Origin of the sequence: Bacteroides cellulosilyticus DSM 14838, from assembly GCF_000158035.1 — a bacterium.
In the GTDB taxonomy this organism is placed as follows: domain Bacteria; phylum Bacteroidota; class Bacteroidia; order Bacteroidales; family Bacteroidaceae; genus Bacteroides; species Bacteroides cellulosilyticus.
Genome location: NZ_EQ973490.1, coordinates 483,008 through 509,175, shown reverse-complemented (window position 1 = coordinate 509,175; position 26,168 = coordinate 483,008). Strand labels below are relative to the sequence as shown.

The 26,168-nt window shown below is 44.5% G+C and carries 21 protein-coding genes and 1 tRNA gene; 9 read left to right on the top strand and 13 right to left on the bottom strand.

Features of this window, described 5'->3' with window-relative positions; translation table 11 throughout:
* Positions 1 to 279: 279 nt before the first annotated feature.
* Positions 280 to 672 carry a helix-turn-helix domain-containing protein gene (locus tag BACCELL_RS06710; protein ID WP_007210887.1) on the bottom strand — a complete coding sequence of 131 codons (393 nt, stop codon included), beginning with the start codon at positions 670 to 672 and terminating at the stop codon, positions 280 to 282.
* Positions 673 to 942: 270 nt separating this feature from the next.
* On the opposite strand from BACCELL_RS06710, the gene BACCELL_RS06705 reads away from it, so the two are divergent.
* From BACCELL_RS06705 to BACCELL_RS06690, 4 genes are read left to right on the top strand one after another with little or no spacing between them, the layout of a single operon-like run.
* On the top strand, positions 943 to 1,590 hold the full coding sequence (locus BACCELL_RS06705; protein WP_007210885.1) for a hypothetical protein: 648 nt from the start codon (positions 943 to 945) through the stop codon (positions 1,588 to 1,590).
* A 4-nt stretch (positions 1,591 to 1,594) separates the two neighbouring features.
* Entirely contained in the window at positions 1,595 to 2,458 is an 864-nt protein-coding gene (locus BACCELL_RS06700; protein ID WP_007210884.1) for a hypothetical protein, read from the top strand.
* A 21-nt stretch (positions 2,459 to 2,479) separates the two neighbouring features.
* Positions 2,480 to 5,020, top strand: a complete 2,541-nt coding sequence (locus BACCELL_RS06695) for a BACON domain-containing protein (RefSeq protein ID WP_007210883.1) — start codon at positions 2,480 to 2,482, stop codon at positions 5,018 to 5,020.
* Between the two features lie 60 nt (positions 5,021 to 5,080).
* Positions 5,081 to 5,905 carry a hypothetical protein gene (locus BACCELL_RS06690; RefSeq protein ID WP_081450796.1) on the top strand — a complete coding sequence of 275 codons (825 nt, stop codon included), beginning with the start codon at positions 5,081 to 5,083 and terminating at the stop codon, positions 5,903 to 5,905.
* Positions 5,906 to 5,912: 7 nt separating this feature from the next.
* On the opposite strand, the gene BACCELL_RS06685 is transcribed toward BACCELL_RS06690, so the two are convergent.
* Positions 5,913 to 6,839 (bottom strand): magnesium transporter CorA family protein, encoded by a 927-nt coding sequence (locus BACCELL_RS06685; RefSeq protein ID WP_007210881.1) that lies wholly within the window; start codon positions 6,837 to 6,839, stop codon positions 5,913 to 5,915.
* 272 nt (positions 6,840 to 7,111) lie between these two features.
* Between BACCELL_RS06685 and gpmI the strand changes: the two genes are divergently transcribed.
* The 4 genes from gpmI (at position 7,112) to BACCELL_RS06665 (ending at position 12,620) form a co-directional block, all read left to right on the top strand.
* Entirely contained in the window at positions 7,112 to 8,626 is a 1,515-nt protein-coding gene (gpmI, locus tag BACCELL_RS06680; protein ID WP_007210880.1) for a 2,3-bisphosphoglycerate-independent phosphoglycerate mutase, read from the top strand.
* Positions 8,627 to 8,762: 136 nt separating this feature from the next.
* Complete coding sequence (locus BACCELL_RS06675; RefSeq protein ID WP_026366623.1) at positions 8,763 to 9,857, top strand: HAMP domain-containing sensor histidine kinase; 1,095 nt, start codon at positions 8,763 to 8,765, stop codon at positions 9,855 to 9,857.
* Positions 9,854 to 11,806: a tetratricopeptide repeat-containing sensor histidine kinase gene (locus tag BACCELL_RS06670; RefSeq protein ID WP_007210878.1), complete on the top strand. Its 1,953-nt coding sequence runs from the start codon at positions 9,854 to 9,856 to the stop codon at positions 11,804 to 11,806. The genes BACCELL_RS06675 and BACCELL_RS06670 overlap by 4 nt, the downstream gene beginning before the upstream one ends.
* A gap of 232 nt (positions 11,807 to 12,038) precedes the next feature.
* Complete coding sequence (locus tag BACCELL_RS06665) at positions 12,039 to 12,620, top strand: DUF3109 family protein (protein WP_007210876.1); 582 nt, start codon at positions 12,039 to 12,041, stop codon at positions 12,618 to 12,620.
* 183 nt (positions 12,621 to 12,803) lie between these two features.
* Here BACCELL_RS06665 and gyrB read toward each other — a convergent pair whose 3' ends face one another.
* From gyrB to BACCELL_RS06650, 3 genes are all read right to left on the bottom strand, one after another.
* A complete protein-coding gene (gyrB, locus tag BACCELL_RS06660; protein ID WP_007210875.1) occupies positions 12,804 to 14,765 on the bottom strand; it encodes a DNA topoisomerase (ATP-hydrolyzing) subunit B in 1,962 nt (653 codons plus the stop codon).
* A gap of 212 nt (positions 14,766 to 14,977) precedes the next feature.
* Positions 14,978 to 15,232, bottom strand: a complete 255-nt coding sequence (gene rpsT / locus BACCELL_RS06655) for a 30S ribosomal protein S20 (RefSeq protein WP_007210874.1) — start codon at positions 15,230 to 15,232, stop codon at positions 14,978 to 14,980.
* A gap of 40 nt (positions 15,233 to 15,272) precedes the next feature.
* Positions 15,273 to 15,344 (bottom strand) — tRNA-Glu (locus BACCELL_RS06650).
* Positions 15,345 to 15,630: 286 nt separating this feature from the next.
* On the opposite strand from BACCELL_RS06650, the gene recO reads away from it, so the two are divergent.
* Positions 15,631 to 16,365, top strand: coding sequence for a DNA repair protein RecO (recO, locus tag BACCELL_RS06645; RefSeq protein ID WP_007210873.1), 735 nt, complete (start codon positions 15,631 to 15,633; stop codon positions 16,363 to 16,365).
* Positions 16,366 to 16,582: 217 nt separating this feature from the next.
* Here the strand turns inward: recO and BACCELL_RS06640 are convergent, their stop codons facing one another.
* The 8 genes from BACCELL_RS06640 to BACCELL_RS06605 form a co-directional block, all read right to left on the bottom strand.
* Positions 16,583 to 17,830: an acyloxyacyl hydrolase gene (locus BACCELL_RS06640; RefSeq protein ID WP_007210872.1), complete on the bottom strand. Its 1,248-nt coding sequence runs from the start codon at positions 17,828 to 17,830 to the stop codon at positions 16,583 to 16,585.
* A 201-nt stretch (positions 17,831 to 18,031) separates the two neighbouring features.
* Positions 18,032 to 18,481, bottom strand: coding sequence for a GatB/YqeY domain-containing protein (locus BACCELL_RS06635; RefSeq protein ID WP_007210871.1), 450 nt, complete (start codon positions 18,479 to 18,481; stop codon positions 18,032 to 18,034).
* An 89-nt stretch (positions 18,482 to 18,570) separates the two neighbouring features.
* Positions 18,571 to 19,890 carry a cell division protein FtsZ gene (gene ftsZ, locus BACCELL_RS06630; protein ID WP_007210870.1) on the bottom strand — a complete coding sequence of 440 codons (1,320 nt, stop codon included), beginning with the start codon at positions 19,888 to 19,890 and terminating at the stop codon, positions 18,571 to 18,573.
* A 47-nt stretch (positions 19,891 to 19,937) separates the two neighbouring features.
* Complete coding sequence (gene ftsA / locus BACCELL_RS06625) at positions 19,938 to 21,365, bottom strand: cell division protein FtsA (protein ID WP_007210869.1); 1,428 nt, start codon at positions 21,363 to 21,365, stop codon at positions 19,938 to 19,940.
* Positions 21,366 to 21,389: 24 nt separating this feature from the next.
* Complete coding sequence (locus tag BACCELL_RS06620; protein WP_007210868.1) at positions 21,390 to 22,130, bottom strand: cell division protein FtsQ/DivIB; 741 nt, start codon at positions 22,128 to 22,130, stop codon at positions 21,390 to 21,392.
* Between the two features lie 42 nt (positions 22,131 to 22,172).
* Positions 22,173 to 23,546 carry a UDP-N-acetylmuramate--L-alanine ligase gene (gene murC, locus BACCELL_RS06615; protein ID WP_044153445.1) on the bottom strand — a complete coding sequence of 458 codons (1,374 nt, stop codon included), beginning with the start codon at positions 23,544 to 23,546 and terminating at the stop codon, positions 22,173 to 22,175.
* An 82-nt stretch (positions 23,547 to 23,628) separates the two neighbouring features.
* A complete protein-coding gene (gene murG, locus BACCELL_RS06610; RefSeq protein WP_007210866.1) occupies positions 23,629 to 24,798 on the bottom strand; it encodes an undecaprenyldiphospho-muramoylpentapeptide beta-N-acetylglucosaminyltransferase in 1,170 nt (389 codons plus the stop codon).
* 47 nt (positions 24,799 to 24,845) lie between these two features.
* Positions 24,846 to 26,123, bottom strand: coding sequence for an FtsW/RodA/SpoVE family cell cycle protein (locus tag BACCELL_RS06605; RefSeq protein ID WP_007210865.1), 1,278 nt, complete (start codon positions 26,121 to 26,123; stop codon positions 24,846 to 24,848).
* Positions 26,124 to 26,168: the final 45 nt, after the last annotated feature.

Here is a 26,168-nt window from a genome sequence, read left to right as displayed (position 1 = left end):
GTGAACAACTGGAGTTGTTCGATTGACCGACTAAAGTTGTTCACTCGAACGACTTTCAGTCGGTCACCTGTAATATTACTTATTTGCTGCCTCATGCAGAAGTGCTGAGGGGTGAAAGGTGAGGAGTGTCCTCAATGATAAGCCTGAAAGCATTTCCCTGTCTTTCAGCCGGTAGTTTCAGCCTGAATGCCGATAAACAGGGGGATAATGAAGGATGAAAGAAAGTGAGATTAAATAAAAGAATAGAGCAAAGTGGGAATAAAGAAGCAATCGGATTGCTTACTGGATTTTATTTTCTAACATTTCTATTCTTTTGCACAGCATATCTATCATTTTACTGTTGGCCTTTATCAACTCACGAAGATCTTCCGATGCTTCTATTTTGATAGTACTACAGTCTCTGGCAATTCCGATGCTGGTTCCAATGGTACTTGAATTGTTGAAATATGAGTTCCCGTCTATTTTTCTGAATAAATCAATAGCCGACATATTCATTACTTCTGCAATTTTATTTAACCGTGTCAAAGTCAAGTCAGTTTCCCCATATTCAATTTTGCAGTATGCACTGGTCGACAAGTTGAGCTTTTCGCCCATTTGTTCCTGTGTCAGATTCTTTTCCATACGGAGCAATTGCAGCCGTTGTCCTACTATTTTCTTCAAGTCAGTCTCCATGGTCGTAAAAATTAGGGGAATACTCTTATTTTATCGGGCAAATGTAGCAAATATAGTGGATATAACCAATGTTAATACATGCTTATCTTTGCAAAGAAACAAAAACACTCATATCAGTATCAGTTAAGCCAATAGAATGCAGTTGATTCGTCTCTTTCCGTTTAATTACATAACGTGAAAAGATTTTTTTTGTTTATGAGAGATTGATAAATTAAGTAACAAACATGAAACAGTGACAATGTTGCTGCCCTTTAAAATTAAAAAAAAATTATGAAACTTACAATGAAACCTTGGGTGGTAGTTTGGACAATTGTATTGTTGTGTGTAATGCCTCAGAGTGGAAGAGCACAAAATAAGCAATTAGAGAAAGAACTAAAAAAAGAGTACAAAACTAAGTTGAAAGAGTACAAAAAAGACGGTTGGAAACTGGATGCGACTTCGAGATCCTTTGAGGTTATTTTGCTACAACATTATGACAAATTGCAGAATGGCAATTATACGCAATTGGTGGGTACATCATCAGGGTGTATGCGTACCAATGTTTGTCGTCAGGCGGCCTATAACAATGCGATTGTGACGTATGCGAATTTAGCAAGTTCCTATGTCAAAGGGCGTACTACTTCCGATGTTGCTACGGCGGATTCGGAGACCGGTGAACTGGATCGTTTTTATGGTGCTTATGAAAGGGCGCTTGGTACTTTAATAAACAAAGGAACCTTAACGGAAAGTTATAGTGTATATAAGGATATGAATGGGGCTAAAGAATACCAGATCATTTTCTTGGTGAATGAAGATAAAGCTTTAGATATCAGAAAAAAAGCTTTGAATGCTGCTTTGGAGGAATCTAAACTCAGACAGGAGTATGCAACACAAATTTCAGATTTCATCAATGACAAGATAACACAAATAACAGAGTAATAACATGAAAACTATATTCGTATTCCTGTTGCTCTGTTTGTATGGCATAAGTATGCAAGCGGCCCGTCCCGATAAGTCGGATAAAATTGCACCGCGTTGGAAGAATGGAGTTTTTCCTAAAAATCATGATAACAGCTATTACTTCAAGGTTGCCCATGGAGAGGGCAGAACTCTGTCTGATGCTTGCGAAAGCGCAGTGTTGACTCTGGTTGGAGATTTGGCAAGTATGCATGGAGTGTCTGTGAAGGGGACAGCTATTGAGAAAATAAAGGCGGAAAGCCGGGATCATGTTTATACGGAAAATATCGAGCATAACTATACGTATAACCTTGATTTTGATAATTTTAAAACAGCCTTTACGCAGATTGATATTTATTGGGAAAAAGACAAAAGTGGCATATACAATTGCTGGGTATTGTTTGAAGTGGCTAATAATGCGGATAAGGTACGTTTTCAAGAAGTCACTTTCACAAAGAAGTATGGGATTCGTGGGCTGGCGTATTCTTTAATTCCCGGTGTGGGACAGTTGTATAAAGGCAGTACGGCAAAAGGACTTTCCATTCTGGGAGGTGAAGCGGCTTTGGCGGCAGCTATCGTGCTTTGCGAGAATACCCGTGCTTCTTATGTAAAAAAGATGAGGGAACAACCTGCGCATGCGAAGACCTACAACTCCAAGGCGGATAATTGGGAGACAGGCCGCAACGTATGTATTGGTGCGGCGGTTGCCCTTTATATCTATAATTTGGTGGATGCTGCCATTGCTAACGGTGCGAAGCGGGGATGCGTACAATCGGGACAGAAGTATTTGTCGATGACTCCGGTGATGGGTACCGAATGCAATGGGTTAGCATTGACTTTTCATTTTTAAACCAATAAATCTAAGTGAATTATGAAAGTTTTTAAGAATAAATGCCTGTATTTATTAGTGTTACTTTTTGTGATATCCTGTGCAAAAGATGAGGAAGACTTGACAGGCTCTATATATGGTAAAGTGACGGATACGCAGAGTGGTGAAGTTCTGCATGGAACAACTGTGACGTTGACTCCCGGAGGTATTTCACGGACGACCGGTGATGATGGAACTTATGAATTCCTGAATTTGGAACCGGGACAGTATCAGGTTGAAGCAAGAAAGGCAGATTATGTCACTAATACCAAAAGTGTCAGTGTCGTTACCGGCAAAAATGCGATGGGAGATATTACGTTGACCCCTGTGAAGAAAGATGCAAAAATAGAGTTAGGGGTATCCACACTGAATTTTGGCAAGACCAATACGTCTCTTTCTTTTGATATATTCAATAAAGGTACTGCAAAATTCAACTGGAATATATCCGGTTTGGATAAAGTGGATTGGCTGGAAGTAAATCCTGCAAGCGGAGCGTTGGAAGCCGGTAAAAGTTGTGCCGTACAAGTCTCTTTGTTGCGTGAGAAACTGACAGAGAATAAAGAACTGACAATTATTATAAATGCCGATAAGGAGTCCGTGTCATTGAAGATTACGGCAGAAGTGGAAAGGAAAACATCGAAAATCGAAATCATTCCTTCAAAACTGGATTTTGGTACGGATGAGTCAGTCTTGACATTCGATGTGAAGAATATCGGTAACAGTGGAGGTGTAAGTTGGAATATTACGGGACTGGATGTAGATTGGATCACTTCCATTACTCCCATGAAGGGAGAGACGGAACAGGGAAAGTCCAGTGCCGTAAAGGTTGCATTAAACCGGAGTAAAATAAAGGATCATGTGAAGACTTCTATTTTGATTAATGCGGATGGAGAGTCGTTACCGCTTGAAATATCGGCGGATGAGAAGTTGGAACGTCGTATAGAAGCTGATCCGGCGACACTGGCTTTGGGAGAGCAGGAAAAGTCTACGCTGACTTTACGTTCCTATTATGGCAGTACATCTTACATGCTGATAATAAAGGAAAACGATACCGATTGGCTGAAACTGTCGAAAACGAATGGTACGATTCCGCAATATGATGCCGCTAACCCTGCAATGAAGGAAACGGTGGAATTGTCTGTTTCAAGAGAAGGACTACAGGCCGGGGATTATAATTGCACTTTGATTGTACGTTCGGACTTGCAGGATTTGGAAATACCTGTTACGATGAAAGTGAAAGAGTCGGATAAGAAACTGGATGTCAGTCCAAGGGCAATAGATTTCGGACAGGATCTGAATTCTTCGACATTTGCAATTAAGAATATAGGTAATACAGGGACGCTGGATTGGAATATTTCCGGAATTAATGCAGATTGGATAACAGTATCTCCGGCAGAAGGAGCTTTGGGTATGGGCAAGTCTGCTACCGTGACAGTGACTTTGGATCGTTCCAAAGTGAAAGGGCAAATGGGAACTACGATCAAAGTAAATGTTGCCGGCCTGTCTGAGGAAATAACTATCAGTGCTGAAGAGAAACCTCAGCGCAGTTTTGATGTGAATCCGCAATCGCTGACGGTTGGAGTCAATGATAAGGCTTCATTCTCTGTCAGCTCTTATTATGGGACGACTTTTTATCAGTTATCCACAAAAGAAAATGTAGCTTGGATTTCTTTCAGTAAGAACTCGGGTACAGTGGCTGCTTCTGCGACAGACAACGTGGAAGTCAGAATAGACCGCAAAGGGTTGGCTGCAGGAAATTATAGTTGCAACATAGTGGTGCAGACTGACCTTGGTAATAAAGAAATTCCATTGACAATGATTGTGGAGAAAAAAGATGCGTCCAAGGTAGTAAGTAATGGGCTGTATGTATATTATACTTTTGAAGGAAATACCAAGAGTGTGACAGAAACGACTTTAACGGCTTCGGCTCTGAATGCTCCCACTTATATTTCAAATAGTAAGAACGGCAGTCAGGCTATCAGTTTCAGTCGTGCGAATGAAAGTTATATCAGCATTCCCGAAGGGTTGATTGACAAATATAAGTTCTCTATATCTTTTTGGGCCAAGGGGCTCTCGGACGGGCATATTTTCCATTCGGTCAAGAGTACTAATGAAAATAATTTCTGCCTTTCAATGGTGGATGGTAAATTGAAGTTCACTGTGACTAAGTACTTTAATGGATATCCGTCTTATGATAAATCTACTCCTTTTGAACATTCTGCGTTGGATAATGATTGGCACATGATTACTTTGACTTCGGATTATCCTAAAACTTCCGATGCTACCATTACAAGTAAACTCTATATTGATGGTGAGTATGTAGGCGTGGCTACGGAATATTGTAATCCTTTTAGTCAGGGAAATTCCAGTCAGGCTGATTACGGGTATGGTGTTAAATTCCAACTTGGCGGTACGATGAAACGAAACTCGACTACAACACTGAATGCTCTTTCCATGAGTATTGATAATCTTCGGGTTTATGATACACGAGTGTTGAGTGCAAGCGAAGTAAAGGAAATATACGAAGCGGAAAAACAAAACTGACGTTGCATTAGGCTAAGTGTCTTTCTTTGTATATCTTTGTACACAAAGAAAGACACTGCTATGAATTGCTACAAACATTTGAATGACTATGCTGTTGCCACCTGCGGATCTTGTGGAGTGGGATTATGTCAGAACTGTCTGAATGGTTCTATTTACTCTTATGACGGCAAACCTTTGTGCCACGACTGTAATTTGAAAGCCGCGGAAGATGAAATGTCTACTTTGGGTAGGCGGAAAGTATGGGCGCTGATAAAGTGCATTTTCGTATTGGTTTTCATGATATTGGGTTTTTCTATCTGGCAATCTACCGGTGATGCCATGAATGCGTGGATATATGCAGGTATTGGCGGCATTCCCTCGGCGTTTAAATCTACAAAATCCTCTGGAGGAATGCGGGTAGTCAGTAATGATATCATTGACAGTCTTTTTTATCCGTTTATAATGTTGCTGATCCGACTGGCGATTATCATAGCTCTTGCGCCCCTTGCGGCTGTCTTTTTGGTAATCATGAATCTAGTTACTTTCTTCAAAACTTCGAGTGCCTTGAAGGATACGAAGAATACGTATGCTTTCCTGCTGAACGCTTCGAATCAGCCGGTACAGATGTCTTCCGCATCCCAATCTCCTGTACTTCAATCTTCGGCGGCTACGAATTTGAAGAATGTTGACGATGCTGACGACTCCTGGATGGACAGCTTCATGAAACCTTCCAGTACTAAACCTTCTGTTATGACAACGCGCCTTACCTGGAAAACCCGACCTACTGCTGCCGGAGCCGACAAGGTGAATAAAGTAGAAAAGGCGGAAGAGGAAATAAAAGAAGAAGATGATGATAGTCACGAGGTCGTAACTACATCATCTTTGATACAAAAACAAATGCGGTAATGGTAGTTTAGAACCACTTAATCTTCCTGAACCAGATAAATGTTCCTGCCGATAATATTACGGAGATCAGGATAATGAATATGAAAGCATACGGGAAACCTTCCAGGTGAATATCCACATTCATGCCGTAGAAACTGGCTATCAGTGTCGGTATCATGAGCGTGATGGAAAGGCTCGTCATGCGTTTCATGATAGCATTGACGTTGTTGGAAATAATGGAGGCAAAAGCATCCATCGTTCCTGTCAGGATGTCGCTGTAAATGTTTACGGTATTGTATGCCTGTTTTAGTTCAATGATTACATCCTCCAACAGCTCCATATCCAGATAGTCGGTATCCTGGAAGATATTCTTCAATCGCCCGATCATCACTTCATTTCCGCGGATGGAAGTGTTGAAGTAGACAAGGGTTTTTTGTAACTTCATCAGACGGAGCAAGTCTTCATTGCGGATACTTTTCTCCAACTCTTTTTCCGCATTGGCTACATCATTGTTTATCTGTTTCAGATACTTCAAAAACCAGACGGCGGAAGAATAAATCATCCGCAGGATCAAGTCCAGCTTATTGTTCACTACGATACCTTTGCGACGTGTATGTTGGATAAAATCCGAGATGAGTTCAGTCTTGTGATAACATACCGATACGATAATTTCATTATTGGTAATGATGCCTATTGGCACGGTGATAAAGGGAATGCCATGCTGACTGCTCTGCATCGGGATACGCAGGATGGTGAGCAACCAGTTGCCTTCCGTTTCCGTACGCGGGCGTTCATCCGCATCGGCGATATCTTCCAAAAAAGATTCCGGAACTTTCAACTCTTGGGTGAGGAAATCAAAATCATTGTCATCGGGGCATTCAACGTTTACCCAGCTATTGGGCATCCATTGCGACTTTTCTATAAAGCCGGCTTCAGAATAAAGGTACGTTCTCATCGTAATGGCCTCCTTTCTTTAGGAACGAACTGAGGCATTGCGGACAACGTCTCTGTTCGCTTTAATTATAAATACTATTGCACGTTCGTGGGTTTGAATCGTCCATATTTCTTGTTTTTTGTTTTTTAAAGCGCGACAAAAGTACATAAATCATTTGAAACAGTACGCTTTAACCGTGCTTTTTTGTACCTTTGCAGCCGGAAAAATCGTTCTCTCTATAAAGAACGTTTTTGCTAAGGTTAAAGATTGTACATTTAAAATCAATTAATATTATGAGTAAGAAAGCCCTTTTAATGATTCTTGATGGCTGGGGTATCGGCGATCAGGGGAAAGATGACGTGATTTTCAATACACCTACTCCGTACTGGGACAGTCTGCTGGCAACATATCCTCACTCACAGCTTCAGGCAAGCGGTGAAAATGTAGGTTTGCCCGATGGTCAGATGGGTAACTCGGAAGTAGGACACCTTAATATTGGCGCCGGACGTATCGTATACCAGGATCTGGTAAAGATTAACCGTGCATGTGCCGACAATAGCATTCTAAAGAACCCGGGAATCGTTTCCGCCTTCACTTATGCCAAAGAAAAAGATAAGAACGTTCACTTCATGGGATTGACTTCCAACGGTGGCGTACACAGCTCATTCGACCACTTATTCAAACTTTGCGATATTGCCAAAGAATATGGTGTGGATAATACTTTTGTTCACTGCTTCATGGATGGACGCGATACCGACCCGAAGAGTGGTAAAGGCTTTATTGAACAACTGACTGCACATTGCGAAAAGTCAGCAGGTAAGATTGCTTCTATCGTAGGTCGTTTCTATGCAATGGATCGCGACAAACGTTGGGAACGTGTGAAAGTGGCTTATGACTTGCTGGTAAACGGCGAAGGTAAAGTAGCTACCGATATGGTTCAGGCTATGCAGGAGTCTTATGACGAAGGTGTGACGGACGAATTTATCAAGCCGATTGTAAATGGTAACTTCGACGGAACCATTAAGGAAGGTGATGTAGTTATCTTCTTCAACTATCGTAACGACCGTGCGAAAGAACTGACCGTAGTACTGACTCAACAAGATATGCCGGAACAGGGTATGCACATCATTCCGGGCTTGCAATACTACTGCATGACTCCGTATGATGCATCTTTCAAAGGCGTACATGTTCTTTTCGATAAGGAAAATGTTCAGAATACATTGGGAGAATATCTGGCAGCTCAAGGCAAGACTCAATTGCACATTGCTGAAACGGAAAAGTATGCTCACGTAACTTTCTTCTTCAACGGTGGTCGTGAAACTCCGTATGACGCTGAAGAGCGCATCTTGGTTCCGTCTCCGAAAGTAGCTACTTACGACTTGAAACCGGAGATGAGTGCTTACGAAGTAAAGGATAAATTGGTGGAAGCTATCAACACTCAAAAGTTCGATTTCATTGTTGTGAACTACGCTAACGGTGATATGGTAGGGCATACCGGTATTTATAGCGCTATCGAGAAAGCTGTAAAAGCTATCGACGAATGTGTGAAAGATACGGTAGAAGCTGCCAAAGCCAACGATTATGAAGTAATCATCATCGCTGACCACGGTAATGCAGACCATGCACTGAACGAAGACGGCACTCCGAACACTGCTCACTCTCTGAATCCGGTTCCTTTTGTTTATGTAACCGAGAACAAGAATGCCAAAGTTGAGAATGGTGTTTTGGCAGATGTTGCTCCTTCTATCCTTCACATTCTGGGTATGGCGCAGCCGGCCGATATGACAGGAAAAGACTTGATTAAGTAAGCAACTGCCTGCAATATTCAATAAAGGAGATGTTTCAAGAGATTTTATGCTCTTGGAACATCTCTTTTTTTGTGCTTCAATGGCAGTCCTTCTCTCTAAAAGGTTATCTTTGCAGACAATACACGCAATTGATGGAATGAAACTACTTATATTACTATTGATATTTGTCTTGTCCGGGATGCCGTCATCTCTTTGTGCAGAAGAGGTAATAGTAGATAGCTTGTATTGGCAAAATGCCGAACAGAAAATGGAAGAAGAAGAGTACAAAGATGCGGCCCGAATTTATAGTGAAATGATAGTGCTTGGTGATTCTCTGTTTCGTGTATACACCGGAGAGCGGGTGGAAGATATGCGCAAAGATTATACCATCGATGAACTGGAATTGCAAAATAGTGCACAGCAAAAGCGTTTGTTACAACTCTCTTTTATCATTATCCTATCCCTTGCCGTTTTTTTATTGGGTGGTTTTTTCTATCTGAAAAAGGTAGGGAAGCGGTTGCTTCATTCTAAAAATGAACTTCAGAAAGCTAAGTCCATGGCCGAAGAATCCATTCGTAACAAGAGCTTGTTCCTTTCCAATATGAGTCATGAAATCAAGACTCCCCTGAATGCATTGGCGGGTTTCTCGGAAGTGTTGACTACGCCGGGAATTGATGAGGCTACTCGTGTACAGTGCAACGATGTGATTCAATTGAACTCCGAATTGTTGCTTAAACTGATTAATGATGTCGTGGATATTTCATGCCTGGATGTAGCGAATATGAAGTTCAGCATCACTACGCATGAAGTAGTGGCTCTCTGCCGCAATGTGGTGAAGATGCTGGATAACATCAAGCAGACATCAGCGGATATTCGTTTTGAAACGGAATTGACTTCATTGGAGATAGAGACGGACCAAGGGCGTTTGCAGCAAATGCTGGTGAATCTGCTGGTAAATGCCACTAAGTTTACGAAAGAGGGAAGCATCACGCTTGCATTGCGATTGGATGAACAGGGTTTTGCAGAGTTCTCGGTGACGGATACCGGTTGCGGTATTCCTCTTGAAAGGCAAAGCACGATCTTCGGTCGGTTTGAGAAGCTGAATGAGGGAGTGCAGGGCGCAGGCTTGGGGTTGTCCATCTGCAAGTTGATTATCAAGCGGCTGGGTGGAGAAATCTGGGTGGATTCCGGCTATACTGCCGGTGCGCGGTTTGTGTTTATTCATCCTCTAAAGCAGGAGGTGGTGCGATGAAAAAGCTGATTCTTTTGTTGCTTTGTGCAGTCAGCTCGTTTTCGCTTGCTACTACCCAGGCCTCGGATGGCAGTAATTTGCGTGACAGTATCTTCCGGATTTATCGGTCGATGCCTGCTGATACTGCCCGGACTCAGTTTCTGAAGGATCTCTTTGTACGTAATATTGATAAAGACTGGTCGGCTGAATTGCTTGATTCGGCATTAGCCTCTGCAATAAGCATGAAAGATGTGGAAAGTGAATTGGCGCTTCGTTACGAATATTTCCGCTATTACACTTTCAGGCTGGATGGTGAGAATATGGATAAAGCATTAGCCTTGCTGAAGGAAGTCTGTTATCGCTCTAAGATCTATGACAATTACTTTTCCGCATTACATTACATGCTTCAACTTAAGGGGAGCAGAGGTGATACGGAATCAGCGATTTTGGAATCACAAAAGATGTGTGAAGAAGCTATTCGTCTGAAAGACAGTCGGGGCATATTTCTGTCTTATGTGACAGAGGGTAAAGCGTATGTTTTTGCCCGGAACTACGAAAAAGCGATTGAATGTTATAAAAAAGCAGCGGAGTTAACTTCACTTTCCACGGAGGATGGGCTAATGGTTCACCAATATTTGACAAGTGCTTATTATTTGTTTAATAAACATCCTGAAATGATAGCGGAATTGGAGGCTCAACGGAGAATCATTGATGGTATCATAAAGGAGCAGCCTGCGATGCTTGATTCTTATAGGAGTAAAATCCTGGAAATAGAATTAATGTATTGTAAAATCTATCTGGCTGTTGAGGATGCTCCTAATCTGAAGAAGCATCTGGACGAAGCTGCAAAGTTCTACACTGATGATTCTTTTTCCTCTACTGTAATTGCTTATAATTTTTCGTGGGCGGGCTATTATTATATAACGAAGGATTGGGATAAATGTTTTCCGCAATTTGAATTAACATTGTCTGCCTTTAAAGGCACTCAGCCGATGTATGAGATGGATATACGCAGAATTATGGGAGATGCTTATGCTGATGCGGGACGGTATAAAGAAGCTGCTGAAACATATAGAGTCGCTGTGCTGAAATGCGATTCTATCAATAAGGCTACGTTGCGTATGAATGAGGAGACCGTTCAGGCCAATTATAGGATACAGAAAGCCCTGCTTGAAAAGGAAATTGGTGCAAAGCGTTTCTGGCAGATAGCAGTAGGTGGTGCATCTCTGTTTGTCATTTTGCTTGTAGGGGGAGTGTTACGAGTGTCCCGGATTTATCGGGAACTGGCGAAGTCGGAGCGTGAAATGCGTGAATCGTATGCTGTGGTTCAGGCGGCTGATAAGATGAAAGAAGTCTTTCTTCACAACATCACGAATGAAATTAGTGTTCCTCTTCATTCTGTTGTGACTCTTTCTGATTCTCTTTGCCAAAGAAATGATCTGACCATGGAGGAGCAGCAGGAATATTCGGCGGTTATCCGGCGAAATGCTGAGAAGCTGATCGATTTGATATTTAACATTCTCGATCTTTCGCGCCTGGAGTCGAGCATGATGAAATTTAATGTGCAGGAGTATGACATGGTACAGTTGTGCACAGATGCCAGAATGCAGGCAGAGTTGCAGGAAGGAATTTCTGTTCAGGTTGATTTCCTTACTGATTTGCATACGCAGCTTGTTCAGGTGGATACCGTCCGCTTCATGAAGCTGCTTTCTTCCGTTCTGATGTCACCAAAAGGGAGGCGTGAGCCGTATGCGGTGCAGTATATGTTGGATTATAAAAGTATAGATGAATTGAGGATAGTGGTTACAAACAGTCCGCTACTTATGGATGCAGAAAACGAAAGAGAACGTGAAATTCAGCATGCCATAAACCGTCTGTATCTGGAAGCCTTCCAAGGCAGCTATCAGTTGTGTGAGGAAGATGGTAAACGGTTGATTATAATAACATATCCCATAAAGTCCTTTTCGTAAATGTAGTTTTTCCTACTTTTGTTGAAATACTTCTTCTTTTGACGGTATGCTTCTTCTCTTTTAATGGGCTGGCATATTGCTATGCTCGCGTAGGAAATGACGGTTCTTATGTGAGCGGTTTCGTGGATAAGAGCGGAGCTTATATCCTGACATTTGATAAATAGGTAATCTGTGCTTATTAATTGCGGAACAAAGTGTTATCTTTGCATCCGCAATTAATTTTTTATAGGAAATGATACAAATAGGTGACGTAGTGGTCAGTTTTGATGTGCTGCGTGAAAAGTTTATATGCAATCTGGATGCCTGCAAGGGTGCTTGTTGTGTTGAGGGAGATGCCGGAGCTCCGGTGGAACTGGATGAAATAGAAAAGCTGGAAGAAGTACTGCCTGTGATTTGGGAAGAACTTGCTCCTGAGGCACGTGCCGTTATAGAGAAACAAGGTGTAGTGTATACTGATTGTGAGGGTGATCTGGTGACCTCCATTGTCAACAACAAGGATTGTGTTTTCACTTGTTATGATGAGAAAGGTTGTTGTTATTGCGCTATTGAAAAGGCATATCGGGACGGAAAGACAGATTTCTACAAACCTGTTTCCTGTCATTTGTATCCGATCAGGGTAGGAAATTACGGAGTTTATAAGGCAGTGAATTATAACCGTTGGGATGTGTGTAAAGCCGCCGTATTGCTGGGGCGGAAAGAGAATCTGCCGGTATACAGGTTTCTGAAAGAACCGTTGATACGTAAGTTCGGTGAGGATTGGTATGCTGAGCTGGAATTGGTGGCAGAAGAGATGAAGAAACAGAATCTGTTGTAAAGATAGTACGGAACCATCTCACGGAGTGTCTTTTTCTATTTCGTGAGCTGAAAAGAAAAACGCCGGATAACAGGATTTTCCTGTCCATCCGGCGTTTCTTCGTTGTAAGATGTGAGGTTGGTTAATAAAAACGTGTTATTCAGTGACTAATCACTAATCGTAAATCATTAATCACTGTTTTTCTTACGCATCAATATTTGCATACGTTGCATTCTTCTCAATGAAATCGCGGCGTGGTCCAACGTCTTCACCCATCAGCATGGAAAAGATATAATCCACTTCGGCGGCATTTTCAATGCTTATCTGTTTCAACATACGGTTTTCAGGGTTCATGGTTGTACTCCACAACTGTTCCGGGTTCATTTCACCCAAACCTTTGTAGCGTTGTGTATGTACGGCATTTTCCGAACCGCCACCATAAGTGTCGATAAATTTCTGGCGTTGTTGGTCTGTCCAGCAATATTCCTCCACTTTACCTTTTTTGCAGAGATAGAGGGGCGGAGTAGCGATATACAGGTATCCGTTGCGGATTACCTGCGGGAAGTAGCGGAAGAAGAGCGTCATGATCAGCGTGTCGATGTGAGAACCATCGACGTCAGCATCGGTCATGATAATCACTTTCTTATATCTCAACTTATCAATATTTGCTTCCTTGCTGTCTTCGCCATCCACACCGAAGCGGATGCCGAGAGCTTGGATGATGTTGTTGACTTCATCACTCTCGAACGCTTTATGCCACATGGCCTTTTCCACATTCAGGATTTTACCGCGAAGCGGCAGAATAGCCTGGAATCTACGGTCGCGGCCTTGCTTGGCAGAACCACCTGCCGAGTCACCCTCGACTAGGAACAATTCGCATTCCTCAGGATCCTTGCTTGAACAGTCGGCCAACTTACCCGGCATACCGCCACCGGACATCGGTGACTTACGTTGCACGGATTCACGCGCCTTACGTGCGGCAACACGTGCCTGTGCGGCCAGAATCACTTTGTCTACCACCATCTTGGCTTCCTTCGGATGCTCTTCCAGATAATAGTTCAGTGCTTCACCTACGGCCTGGTCTACGGCTCCCATAACTTCGCTGTTTCCGAGCTTCGTCTTGGTCTGGCCTTCAAACTGCGGTTCTGCCACTTTGATAGAGATTACAGCCGTCAGACCTTCACGGAAGTCATCGCCTGCGATTTCTACTTTAGCTTTTTCCAGCATCTTGTTGTCTTCGGCATATTTCTTCAGCGTACGGGTCAGTGCGCGGCGGAAACCTGCAAGGTGCGTACCACCTTCGATGGTATTGATATTGTTTACGTAAGAGTGGATATTTTCGTTATAAGACGTATTGTACATGATAGCCACTTCCACCGGTGTGCCTTGTTTCTCTGTGTTGATGTAGATTACATCATTTACCAGATGTTCGCGGGAAGAGTCGATGTAGCGGACGAATTCCTTCAAACCTTCTTCCGAGTAGAAAACTTCCATCTTGGCGTTGTTTTCTTCATCTTTTACACGAAGGTCGGTCAGAGTGATCTTGATGCCTGCATTCAGATAGGCCAACTCGCGCATACGGGTAGCAAGGATCTCGTAGTTGTAAACGGTTTCCGTGAAGATCGTGTTATCCGGCCAGAATTGCTGACGTGTACCTGTAATATCGCTTGTTCCGATTTCCTTTACCGGATACAGCGGATGTCCGCATTCATATTCCTGCTGATAGATTTTTCCGTTACGGAAAACCTGCGTAGTCATGTGTGTGGACAGGGCGTTCACACAAGATACACCTACACCGTGCAAACCTCCGGATACTTTGTAAGATCCCTTGTCGAACTTACCGCCGGCATGCAATACGGTCATGACAACTTCCAAGGCTGACTTCTTCTCTTTTTCGTGAAAATCAACCGGAATACCACGTCCGTTATCCTGTACAGTGATGGAATTATCTTCGTTGATGGTTACTTCAATGTGGTCGCAATAGCCGGCGAGCGCTTCGTCGATAGAGTTATCCACAACTTCATAAACCAGGTGGTGAAGTCCTTTCGTACTAATGTCACCAATATACATCGCGGGACGCTTTCTAACAGCTTCCAAACCTTCCAGAACCTGGATGTTCTCGGCTGAATAGCTCCCGTTATTGGAGTTAATCTGTTCTTCAGTCATAATCTAATTTCCTTATTCAAATAACAGAGCAAATATAGTGAAAATTCGTGAGATACGAAACTAAACTGAGTGATAAATTTCATTCGTTTACAGCTTTTTAGCTTCTTGCGGAAGGTGTCTGGAACGGGGTAGGGCGATAGGTGCAGATGCAGAAAAAGTCGGACTAAAAAGTCCGACTTTCCTTGTATATCTTTTGTGTAATATTAATTAGCTTATCCTAGCTTATTAATGTAGAGAGCCAACTTTGACTTCAAGTTGTTAGCTTTGTTCTTATGGATTACATTGGTCTTAGCCAATTTGTCCAATATCTTAGTTACGCCCGGGTACATTGCAGCAGCTTCTGCTTTGTCGGTTGTAGAACGAAGCTTTCTAACAGCGTTTCTCATGGTTTTGCCATAATATCTGTTGTGAAGTCTTCTAGTCTCTTCTTGTCTGATTCTTTTCAGTGATGATTTGTGATTTGCCATCTCGACTAATCTTTTTTAATTCGTTTATTTTTTTTAATTGTAGCCCGTGGGGGAATCGAACCCCCCTTTCAAGAATGAAAATCTTGCGTCCTAACCGATAGACGAACGGGCCATCCTTTAGTGAGCATTTCTGCTCTTGCAGAGAGATTATCTCTCGTTTGCGGTTGCAAATGTAGGGACTATTTTTGAATTGGCAAAATAATCTCAAGAAAAAAATAAAGGGATTTGTAGCGTTTATTCTCTGATTCTGTGCTTATAGTCTGAATATCAGGATAGTAATATCTTTCATTTTTTTACTTTCCTACCTGCATTTTTTTATTTATCCTTGTTTTATTCCCGTTATTTCCGGCTTTTTTCGTAGTTTTGTTACCGGATTGAAACCAAAACTTGAAGCGCGGATGTTACAGAAAACGCTGGGGATTGTGCTGCATACCCTGAAATATAACGATACCTCTCTTATTGCGGACATCTATACGGAGACGGCCGGACGTGCTTCGTTCATTGTAAAGATACCCCGTTCGCGGAAGGCTGCGGTGAAATCGGTGCTGTTTCAGCCACTCGCCTTGGTGGAGCTGGAGGCGGATTTCCGTTCGAACGCCAGTATGTATAAGATAACGGAGGCGAAGTCTTACTATCCGTTTTCTTCCATTCCCTACGATCCGTACAAATCTTCCATAGCGCTTTTCCTGGCGGAGTTTCTGTATCGTGCGGTGCGCGAAGAGGCTGAGAACCGTCCGTTGTTTGCTTATCTGCAACATTCTATTATCTGGCTGGACGAGTGTCGCGATAGTTTTGCCAATTTCCATCTGGTGTTCCTGATGCGCTTATCCCGCTTCCTGGGATTGTACCCTAATCTGGAGGATTATGAGAATGGTGATTACTTTGATCTGCTGAATGCCTGTTTCACTCCTTTGCGCCCGCAGCTTCATTCATTTTATATACTTCCTGCGGAGGCTTCACGGCTGACGATGCTGATGCGCATGAATTATGAAACAATGCACCTCTTTGCCATGAACCGTGCTGAACGTACCCGCTGCCTTACAATAATGAATGAATATTATCGCCTTCACTTGCCTGACTTTCCCGTATTAAAGTCTCTTGAGGTGCTGAAGGAGCTCTTTGATATGGATTAATAAGTCCTTTGACGTAGAACAATAAACTCTTTCCTGTATATCTCACTGACCTTTGGTGCAAAAGATGCCATCTTTCGCTGTAAAAGATGCCATCTTTTGTAGCATAACATGCCACCTTTTGATGTAAAAGATGCCATCTTTTGCATGAGATTAAATAGGGATGTGATAGAGATGTATGAGGGATATGAGGAAGAACTCCCGGACCGGATGCGTTGCATCAGCGGTGGAAAGTCGGATACTTGTTATTGAAACGGAAGCCGATACCCAGCATCAGATAGTTCGGATCACTGAAATTCTTCAGATTGTAGCCTACATGCAGGTAGGAGCTGCGGGTAAGTTCCGCTTTCAGCGTCAACACTTGGTAGATACCTTTGTGGTCGCCGCCACCATGCAGAACGTTGGCACCGATACCGACACCGACTGTGAAGTAGGGCATCACGTACTCCGCACGTCCTGAAATACCCAGGGCTAACTGCTTGTGAAGAGACGGCTTGTAGCACTCGTTTCCATTTCCGGGGATTGTATAAACATTGGAACTGGCATCGTATACACCGTCCAGCGAAACACCGGTACGGAATTTATATCCGATGTTGTACATGGGGGCGAAGTTGAAACCAAGCACCGTATAAGCATCCGGTGAAGCGATCTGTCCGCTACCTACCCACACGCCTTTCCGTCTCCATGAGCCGAACAGGGTTAGGTCATAACTGACGTGGCGCGGAAATTTCGGTACAGGTGCATAGTACGTAGGTTTGGTAAGCGCATCTTCCGGCCTGTTGAAGTTATAGACAACGCCTACTTTCAATCCCATGGTGTTCAGACCCGCATTGGGAAATTTGGTATTACCATTAGAGAAGTGGGTACCGGTTACTCCGGCAATCAGGTCGATCTGCCGTGAAACCATCCAGTTCAGTTGCACGCCGGCATTGATATAGGCATTGGCTTTCGAACCGATTACACTGTTGTGCGGGTTGTAGCGTTCGTCATAAGGTTTCCAACCGAAGGACACACCGAAGTTCCATTCGTAATTGAGTGACAACCGTTGGGTGATATGCGCAATGCGTGCGCCTTGATAGACGTAAACGGCAATCGGGTTTCCCAGTTCTTCTTTGCTTCCGAGGTCGTAGTAGCCTACGCCTATACCTTGGTAGGCGCTGCCGTAAATCCGGTCGGCACATGTATTGGGCTTGAACTGGAATGAATATTTCAGGTGGGCGGAATAGCCCCATTCGAAAGGTTTCCATTGAGAATTGTCCCCCGCCAGGAATGAGCTGGTAGGGAATATATACCCCGGGCGGTATTCTACGCCCAGTCTGTGAATAAAACGTTTGGCGAAGTATCCCGTATCCGGTTTATATCCCGGTACGCTGTCTTGTGTCCGGCTTTTGGCGTAAGCTATGTCAGACAAGAAAAGCATTGTCCCCGCAAGGACCATTAATTTCCACATCTTTATATTGCTTTTCATATGCTGTGCCAGAATTCTAGTTTTATTATTATGCGGGGATATTCCCTTGAAAATGCGTGGCAAATATAATGATAGTATTTGAAATAAAAATTATGATACTCAATAAAATGCGAAAAGAAGCCGTGTTTTCGGGCGATAGAAGTTAAATTACTTTCTTCTATCTTCCGGAAACACGGCTTATAACAGAAATGAGGCGGGAGTTTATCCCAGCAATTCTTTCACTTTGGCGGAGATGGCACGACCTTCGGCAAGTCCGGCAAGCTTCTTGGAAGCAACACCCATTACTTTCCCCATATCTTTACCACTGGTAGCACCTGTTTCGGCAATGATTTCCTTCAGGGCAGCTTCCAGTTCTTCGGCGGACATCTGCTTCGGCAAGTAAACTTCAATCACCTTCACTTGTGCCAGTTCAGCATCTGCCAGGTCCTGACGACCTTGCTGGATGTATATTTCAGCGGCATCTTTGCCTTGTTTCATCAACTTCTGCATGATCTTTAATGCAGCGTCGTCGGTCAGAGTATCGTTGGCACCCGGAGCTGTCTTTGCTTCCAGGAATACTTTCTTGATGTTTCTTAATGTTTCGAGTGCCACTTTGTCTTTGGCCTTCATTGCGGTTTTAATGTCTTCGCTGACTCTTTCAAATAAATCCATAAGTTTACTCTATTTTTGTTTATTACGCTATAGTGTGTACTAATCTTTCATCTGCAGATTACGCGGATGAAAGATGTCTTAAGGCAGATTTAGAAGGTAATCACTCCTCCCATATCTTCGCCGCCCTGTGCCTCTTCCGTAGCAAGCTGCCCTTCGGTAGCCGCTTTGGTTTTAATGGTGCTCAGGGTGCTCTTATCGCGCAGGTATGTCGGTGAACTTTCTACCATGCTGATAATATCGGCATTATCCAGATCCTCGGGGTTGAAGATATAGATATGTCGGCGTTTACGAATGTTCTTGCTGCCGATGCCGCTGGCACTTTCGCCATAAGCCTTGCGGATACGCTCTTTGTTCTTTTCTTTTTCTTCTTCGAGCTGAAGCTGGCGTTCTTCCTCTTCCTGGCTGCGCTTTTCGAGCACACTGTCCATACCGGGGACATCTTCCATGCCGAAACCGGTGGCGAGTACGGTAATCTTTACTTTACCTTCCAGTGTGTTGTCCATAGCCACACCCCAGATTACCTCTACGCCTTCGCGGAACTTGCTCATGAATTCGTGGATCTCGTTCATTTCCTCCATCATCAGTTCCGAACTTTCGCAGAAGGATACGTTCAGCATCACCTTCTTGGCATTGAAGATATCGTTATTGTTCAGCAACGGAGAGTGCAGGGCATCGTCGATGGCTTTCGTCACACGGCTTTCACCTTCGCCGAAGCCGGTACTCATGATGGCAACGCCACCGTCTTTGAGGATGGTCTTTACATCTGCAAAGTCCAGGTTCACCGTTCCACGCATGGTGATGATTTCTGCAATACTCTTGGCGGCGATGGACAACGTATCATCTGCCTTGCCGAAAGCATTCATAAACGTAAGGTCGGAATATATTTCGCGCAGACGCTCATTGTTGATAACCAGTAGGGCATCTACATGCTGGGCGATACGTTCCACGCCATCCAGCGCCTGGATAATTTTCTTTTCACCTTCGAAGATAAAAGGTATGGTGACGATACCGACGGTGAGGATGTCCATCTCCTTGGCTATGCGGGCAATGACGGGAGCAGCTCCCGTACCTGTTCCGCCACCCATTCCGGCGGTGATAAATACCATTTTGGTACCGTCGTTCAGCAGCGATTTGATTTCTTCGCTACTCTCTTCGGCGGCTTCTCGGGCACGTTCGGGACGGTTTCCGGCACCCAGTCCCTCGGTAATAGAACGCCCCAGTTGCAGTTTTACGGGGACGGGAGACTCTTTCAACGCTTGGTTGTCCGTGTTACACAGAACGAACGTTACGTCGTGTATGCCTTCCCGGTACATGTGGTTCACGGCATTACCACCACCACCACCTACACCAATCACTTTAATGATCTTCGGTGAATCTGTCGGGAAATCGAATTGTACTATATCGTCCATGATAATGGGATTTATGATTTATAATTTATGATTTATACGTTATGAGATCATTTCAGATCGTCATCCGAGAAAATCTCATTGGAAATCTTGTTGAAAGTCTTTTCAAACCAGCTGGGACCTTCTTTCTTCTTTTTCTTTTTCTCTTCTTTTTCTTTACGTTCTTTCTCCTTGCGTTCCCGTTCTCGACGTTCTTTCTCTTCCTTCTCGCGCTGTGCTTTGGCGGCACGGGCGGCGGCTTCCTGTTCTTTCAGGGCTTCGTCGTCGCCAAACATATCGACGGGTTTCGGTGGAGTAACGGTGGAAGCGGCAGGTGCAGGCTTCACCTCTTGCAGGCAGCAGTTTTCGTTGCCGGCAGCAAGCAGGCCGAGCAGTGTATTCTGCATGCCGTCTTTCTTCAGTACATCGCTGAAGCCATGGATGGTGTTGTGTACAAACCGGGTGGTCTTTACCTTATCGACCTTGCTGCGTTTGCGGAATGCGTCTTCCATGTTTTTCAGGTTGGCGCCCCCACCGGTGAAGATGATGCCGGACAGCAATCTGTCTTCGTATCCGGAAAGTTGCAGTTGGTTCCATACATTGGCAAGGATTTCTTCGGCACGGGCGTCGATGATGTCGTTCAACACGTTCAACTCGATGCTACGACCGTCCTCCAGTGTGCAGACTGCCGGTGTTTCAGTCTCTTCTTCCTCGTAAAGCATATCTCCGTATTTCAGCTTCAGTTGCTCGGCTTCGGCCTCTTCCATTTGCAGGGCGGTAATGTCACGGGTGATATTGTTTCCACCCAGCGGCAGTACGCTAAGGAAGCGGAGAATGTTATTTTTATATACTGATACGGTAGTCGTATCTGCCCCGAAGTCTACCAAGGCACATCCCGAGCGCATTTCGCTTTCCGTCAGCACGGCATTGGCCAAGGCTATCGGGGCGATGAGCAAGTCGGCAATTTCTACTTTGGCCTGTTCGAAGCTGTGCTCCAGATTCTTCTTGAGGGAAGCACGTGCCACGATATTCAGGAAGTTTCCTGTGATACGTTTGCCTGCCACACCCACCGGATCGGCCTGAAGATTGTTGTCTATCTTATATTCCTGCGGGGCTACATCCAGCACGCTCATGTCCATCAGGGGAACTTCGAGGTTTTCATCGCTGATTGCATCTACCAACTCTTGCGAAATAATCCCTTCCTCTTCCAGCACACGGCTTACCGCATTCTTTACCGTGCGCAATGACTGTCCGCCGATGCCTACATATACTTTGGCAATGGAGTTGTTCAACTGGCTTTCCAGCTTGTTGATGATGGAAGTCAGAGCCTGTGCGGTCTTATCAATGTTGTAGATGACTCCTTTGTGGATAAAAGAAGAGGCATCCTCACGCGCGTAGGCCAGCACTTGTATGCTTCCGTCGCTGTTCTTCTTGCCGGCGATACCGGAAATCTTGGAAGAACTCAACTCGATAGCGGCGATAAATTCTGTTGTTGCCATAGATATATTTCTATTGTTTATATTTTAATTCTCTCGTTTCGTACAGATAATCTGATTACTAAATTCAACGTTAATACGGGAATATTTGTTCCATCCTACCTGATTTAAACCTCTTTCGTAGAAAGCTTTCACCCGTTCGAGCTTGCGCTCAAAGCCGTCCAGCTTACCGAGATAGATGATGTGGTCGCCCACACGGGGCACTAATTCCACATTTTTGTCCGACAGCACGTGTATCTGTTCGATCTGTGCGTCCCAGAACTTATTATTCTGCAAAAATACACCAAACTTATATAAATCCCTCATGGCAAACGACTTTTCTACTCTTCCGGTCACTATGGCAAGGTGAGCAACGCATTTTGCGTCGGGTGGCATCACGGTGCCTTTGTTGTCCAGATAGTAGTTTTCACCGTTTGCACTCATCACTCGCAGGATGGGGATGCGCTGGCTGACTTCCACACAGAGTATTCCACTGGGAGTCTTATAGCACTCCACTTCGTCGATCAGCGGATGTTTGGCGAGTTCCCGTTCCAATGTTTTGCTACGAATGCGATCCATAGGTTTGCCAACGGGATAAATACCTTTCTTTTCCAGCATACCCGAAACTTCTTTCTTGGTGATGAAGCCGGCATAAACTGTATCTTTGATAACCAATTCCATGTCACGACACACCTGTCCGGCAGGCTTCCGGTTGAAAGCCGTGATAGCTACCACCAGATAGGCGATGACGAGCAGCAGGACGATAGACAATAGAATTCTTTTCAGCATGTATGATTTATCAATTATGAGTTATGATTTCTCAACTGTCAGTTACTCTGCCAATTGTTTTGCAATGGCAGGGACGTAGTTATCTATGTCTCCTGCACCTAAAGTAATCAGAACCTCGATCTTTTTCTGCGATAGCAGGTTCAGAATGTCTTCTTTCCTGCACATACATTTTTCAATGCCCGGACGCAGGTTGTCATATATCAGCTGGCTGGTGACACCGGGAATCGGTTGTTCACGTGCCGGATAGATATCTACGAGGATCACTTCATCGAGCAGGGACAAGCTGTCGGCAAATTCCTTGTAGAAGTCACGGGTACGTGTGTAAAGGTGCGGCTGAAAGATAGCTGTTATTTTCTTGTCCTGATATAGATCGCGGATAGACTTTACGCTTTGTGCGATTTCGGCAGGATGATGGGCGTAGTCGCTCAGAAATACCACTTTGTCATTCTTGATTTTGAAGTCGAAACGGCGGTCTACTCCGCGGAAACTTGCCATGCCGCGTTTGATTTCCTCATCCGTAGCACCGTTGAGGTGGGCGAGTGCCATGGCTGCCACACCATTCTCTATATTGATGCTGACGGGAACACCTAATTGGATATCATTGATACGTGTATCAGGTGCCACGAAGTCGATAAATATCTCACCGTTCCCGATGCGGATATTTTCAGCATGGAAATCACCTTCGGTGCGAGCATAGGTATAAACTTTTACGCCGGATTGTACATCAGGCTTCAAAGCAATGTCTTTGTGAATGATCAATGCGCCGCCCGGTTGAATCAGGGTTGTATAATGACGGAAGCTTTCCAGATAGGCTTCTTCCGTACCGTAGATGTCCAGATGATCGGGGTCAGTAGCTGTAATGACACTCATGTACGGTGATAACCAATGGAAAGAACGGTCGAACTCATCTGCTTCGATCACTGTGTACGGACTGGACTGAGACAGTAGCAGGTTAGTTCCATAATTCTTGGAGATGCCTCCGAGGAATGCGGTGCAGCCTACATGTGACTGATAAAGCAAATGTGCGGCCATTGTGCTGGTAGTGGTTTTACCATGCGTTCCGGCTACACACAGACCTTTGCTGCTGTGGGTGATTGTTCCCAGAACCTGGGCGCGTTTTTGTATTTCGAAACCGTTATTGCGGAAGTACACTAACTCGGCATGATCTTGCGGAACGGCCGGGGTGTATACGACTAAAGTTGTTTCCTTGTCCTTGCAATCTTCGGGGATCAGGCTTACATTTTCTTCATAATGTATCTGTGCACCTTCTACGATAAGGTGTTCGGTCAGTTCGCTCGGAGTGCGGTCGTAACCAGCTACAAGTTTGCCCTTTGATAAGAAATAACGTATCAGGGCACTCATACCGATGCCGCCGGCACCGACGAAATATACGGATTTGATGTTTTCTATATTCATTTTCTTATATTTTAATACTATCTCAATTCTCCTCCTCCCGGGAGGAGGGGAATTGGGATACTGCTGTTTATTCATTGAGATACTATAGTTTGTCTATCAGTTTCAATACTTCTTTTGCAATTATAGTTGCTGAGTCCGGCAGCGCCAACTTGGCAATGTTCTCGCTCAACGTTTTTAGTTTTTGTGCATCGGCAACCGTTTCGAGTGCTACCGGAATAAGATGCTTCATAGCATCTGCATCCTTCACGTAAATGGCGGCTTCCTTATCTACGAGGGCCAGTGCATTTTTAGTCTGGTGATCTTCTGCCACATTGGGTGAAGGTACCAGAATAACCGGTTTATTCAGCAGGCAGAACTCAGAGATAGATCCTGCTCCTGCACGCGAAATGACCAGATCGGCAGCCGCATACGCACTTGCCATATCTTTAATGAAGTCCGTCACATAGAGGTTCGGGATAGCTGAGATGCGTGGATTACGTACCGCTTCTCCGGTGGTGGTAGTGATGGCATCTTTCACTTGCTGAATGTATATCTTCCCGGTCTGCCAGATGAACTGGATGTCACCGTATGCTTTGATTGTATCCAGTGCGGCAATCAGCGTCTGGTTTATAGTACGCGCTCCAAGACTGCCACCCAGTATCAATATTGTTTTCTTCTCCGGATTGAAACCGAAAGAGGTCACGGCAGCTTCGCGACTCTGCTTATTTGCTAACAGATTCTGTCGAACCGGATTTCCTGTCATAATAATCTTATCCGCAGGAAAGAACTTTTCCATTCCATCATACGCAACACAAATCTTGCAGGCTTTTTGTGCCAGCAGCTTGTTTGTTACGCCTGCATAAGAGTTCTGTTCCTGTATCAAAGTAGGCACTCCCATCATACCTGCTACTTTTAACGTAGGGCCACTGGCATAACCACCTACACCTACCGCTACCTGAGGATGAAACTCTTTCAGTATGCGGCGTGCCTTCAACTGGCTGCGGAGTAACTTTATAATCACTGCAAAGTTTTTCCATAAACGTTTACGGTCGAAGCCTGCCACGGGTAAACCGATGATTTTGTATCCTGCATCGGGCACACGTTGCATTTCCATCCGTCCTTCTGCACCTACAAAGAGGATTTCTGCATCGGGGCGTAGTTCCTTGATGGCATTGGCAATGGATACTGCGGGGAATATATGTCCCCCTGTACCTCCACCGCTTATGATAATGCGGGGAGCCTCTCCGTTATGACTTTTATTCATATCTTTCATACTTAATTTTATTGCAGGAGTTAAAGGAGTTGTCACTCCGTTGTCTCCTACTCGAATTCTGCATCACTGTTCAGCACCTTTGCTGTTGGTTCGGCCGCTGTTTGTATCTCGCTATTTCCTTCTTCAACAGCAGCTTCCACTTGCATCGGTATCTGTGCGTCATGTTCTTTAATCTCTTCCAATTTGGCAGTATAGCGACTCACACTCAATATCATGCCGATATAGGCGCAGTTGATAAGTGTGGAGGTACCACCTTTACTGATAAGCGGCAGCGGTTGCCCGGTGACCGGTGCCAATCCTACTGCTACCATCATGTTAAATACGGCTTGCGATACAAGCAACAGCGCAATTCCTATGATGAGGAAAGCCGGAAACGTTCGGTCGCACTTCTTCGCTATACGCCCGACTCGTATCAGTAGGCAGACGTAGAGGAATACGACGAAAGCCCCGCCTATCAATCCCAATTCTTCCACAATAATGGCAAAGATAAAGTCAGAGAATGCCTGGCTCAGGAAGTCGCGCTGTACTGAGTTACCCGGTCCTCTACCTACAATGTTGCTTGTGGCTACAGCGATACGGGCGTGGGCTATCTGGGCATCTTTGTCAATATCGAATTTGGCGGCAGGCACTTCTGTGTCATCCGTGAATTTCTCTATACGGGCACGCCATGTGTCAAAACGGTGCAGGAACGGTAAATCGCTATTCTTGGTCAGTACCAGGAATGCTACACCTATGATTGCTACTCCTGCCAAAGCACCGGCCAATATCAACAGTTTCTTTATTGCCACCCGTCCGATGAACATCATCAGAAAAACCACTCCGAAAAGCAAAGCCGCCGTCGAAAGGTTCTCTGGTGCAATCAGCAGGCAGACAACACCTGTGATGATCATGATACGCTTGAAGGCTTTCGGACTGGCCCCGTCTTCATCCTGTCCCTTGGAGAGGATAAAGGCAGTGACGATGATCACGGCCATTTTTGCCACTTCCGAAGGCTGGAACTGGATACCCATGAAGGTCATCCAGCGTGCAGCGCCGTTGATGCGTTCCATCATCATAACAAGACCCAGTAATACTACGGACAAAGGCAGCAGGAACACAGGGAACACCTGAAACCACTTATAAGGAATATTGTGCATAAACACCACTACTACAGCGCCCACCATCAGGATGATGCTGTGCTGTGTAATAGGCCCCCAGTGGTCACCGCTCTTGTACGTCAGTGTAGACGCGGCGCTGAACACTTCTACGATAGAAATGAGGCAAAGGAAAAGGAATATGATCCAGATTACCTTGTCACCTTTGAATATGCTTCTGAGTAAGTCCAATGCTTCGCAAATTAATAGTTAATAATTAAGGAATGAAAGCGCTCA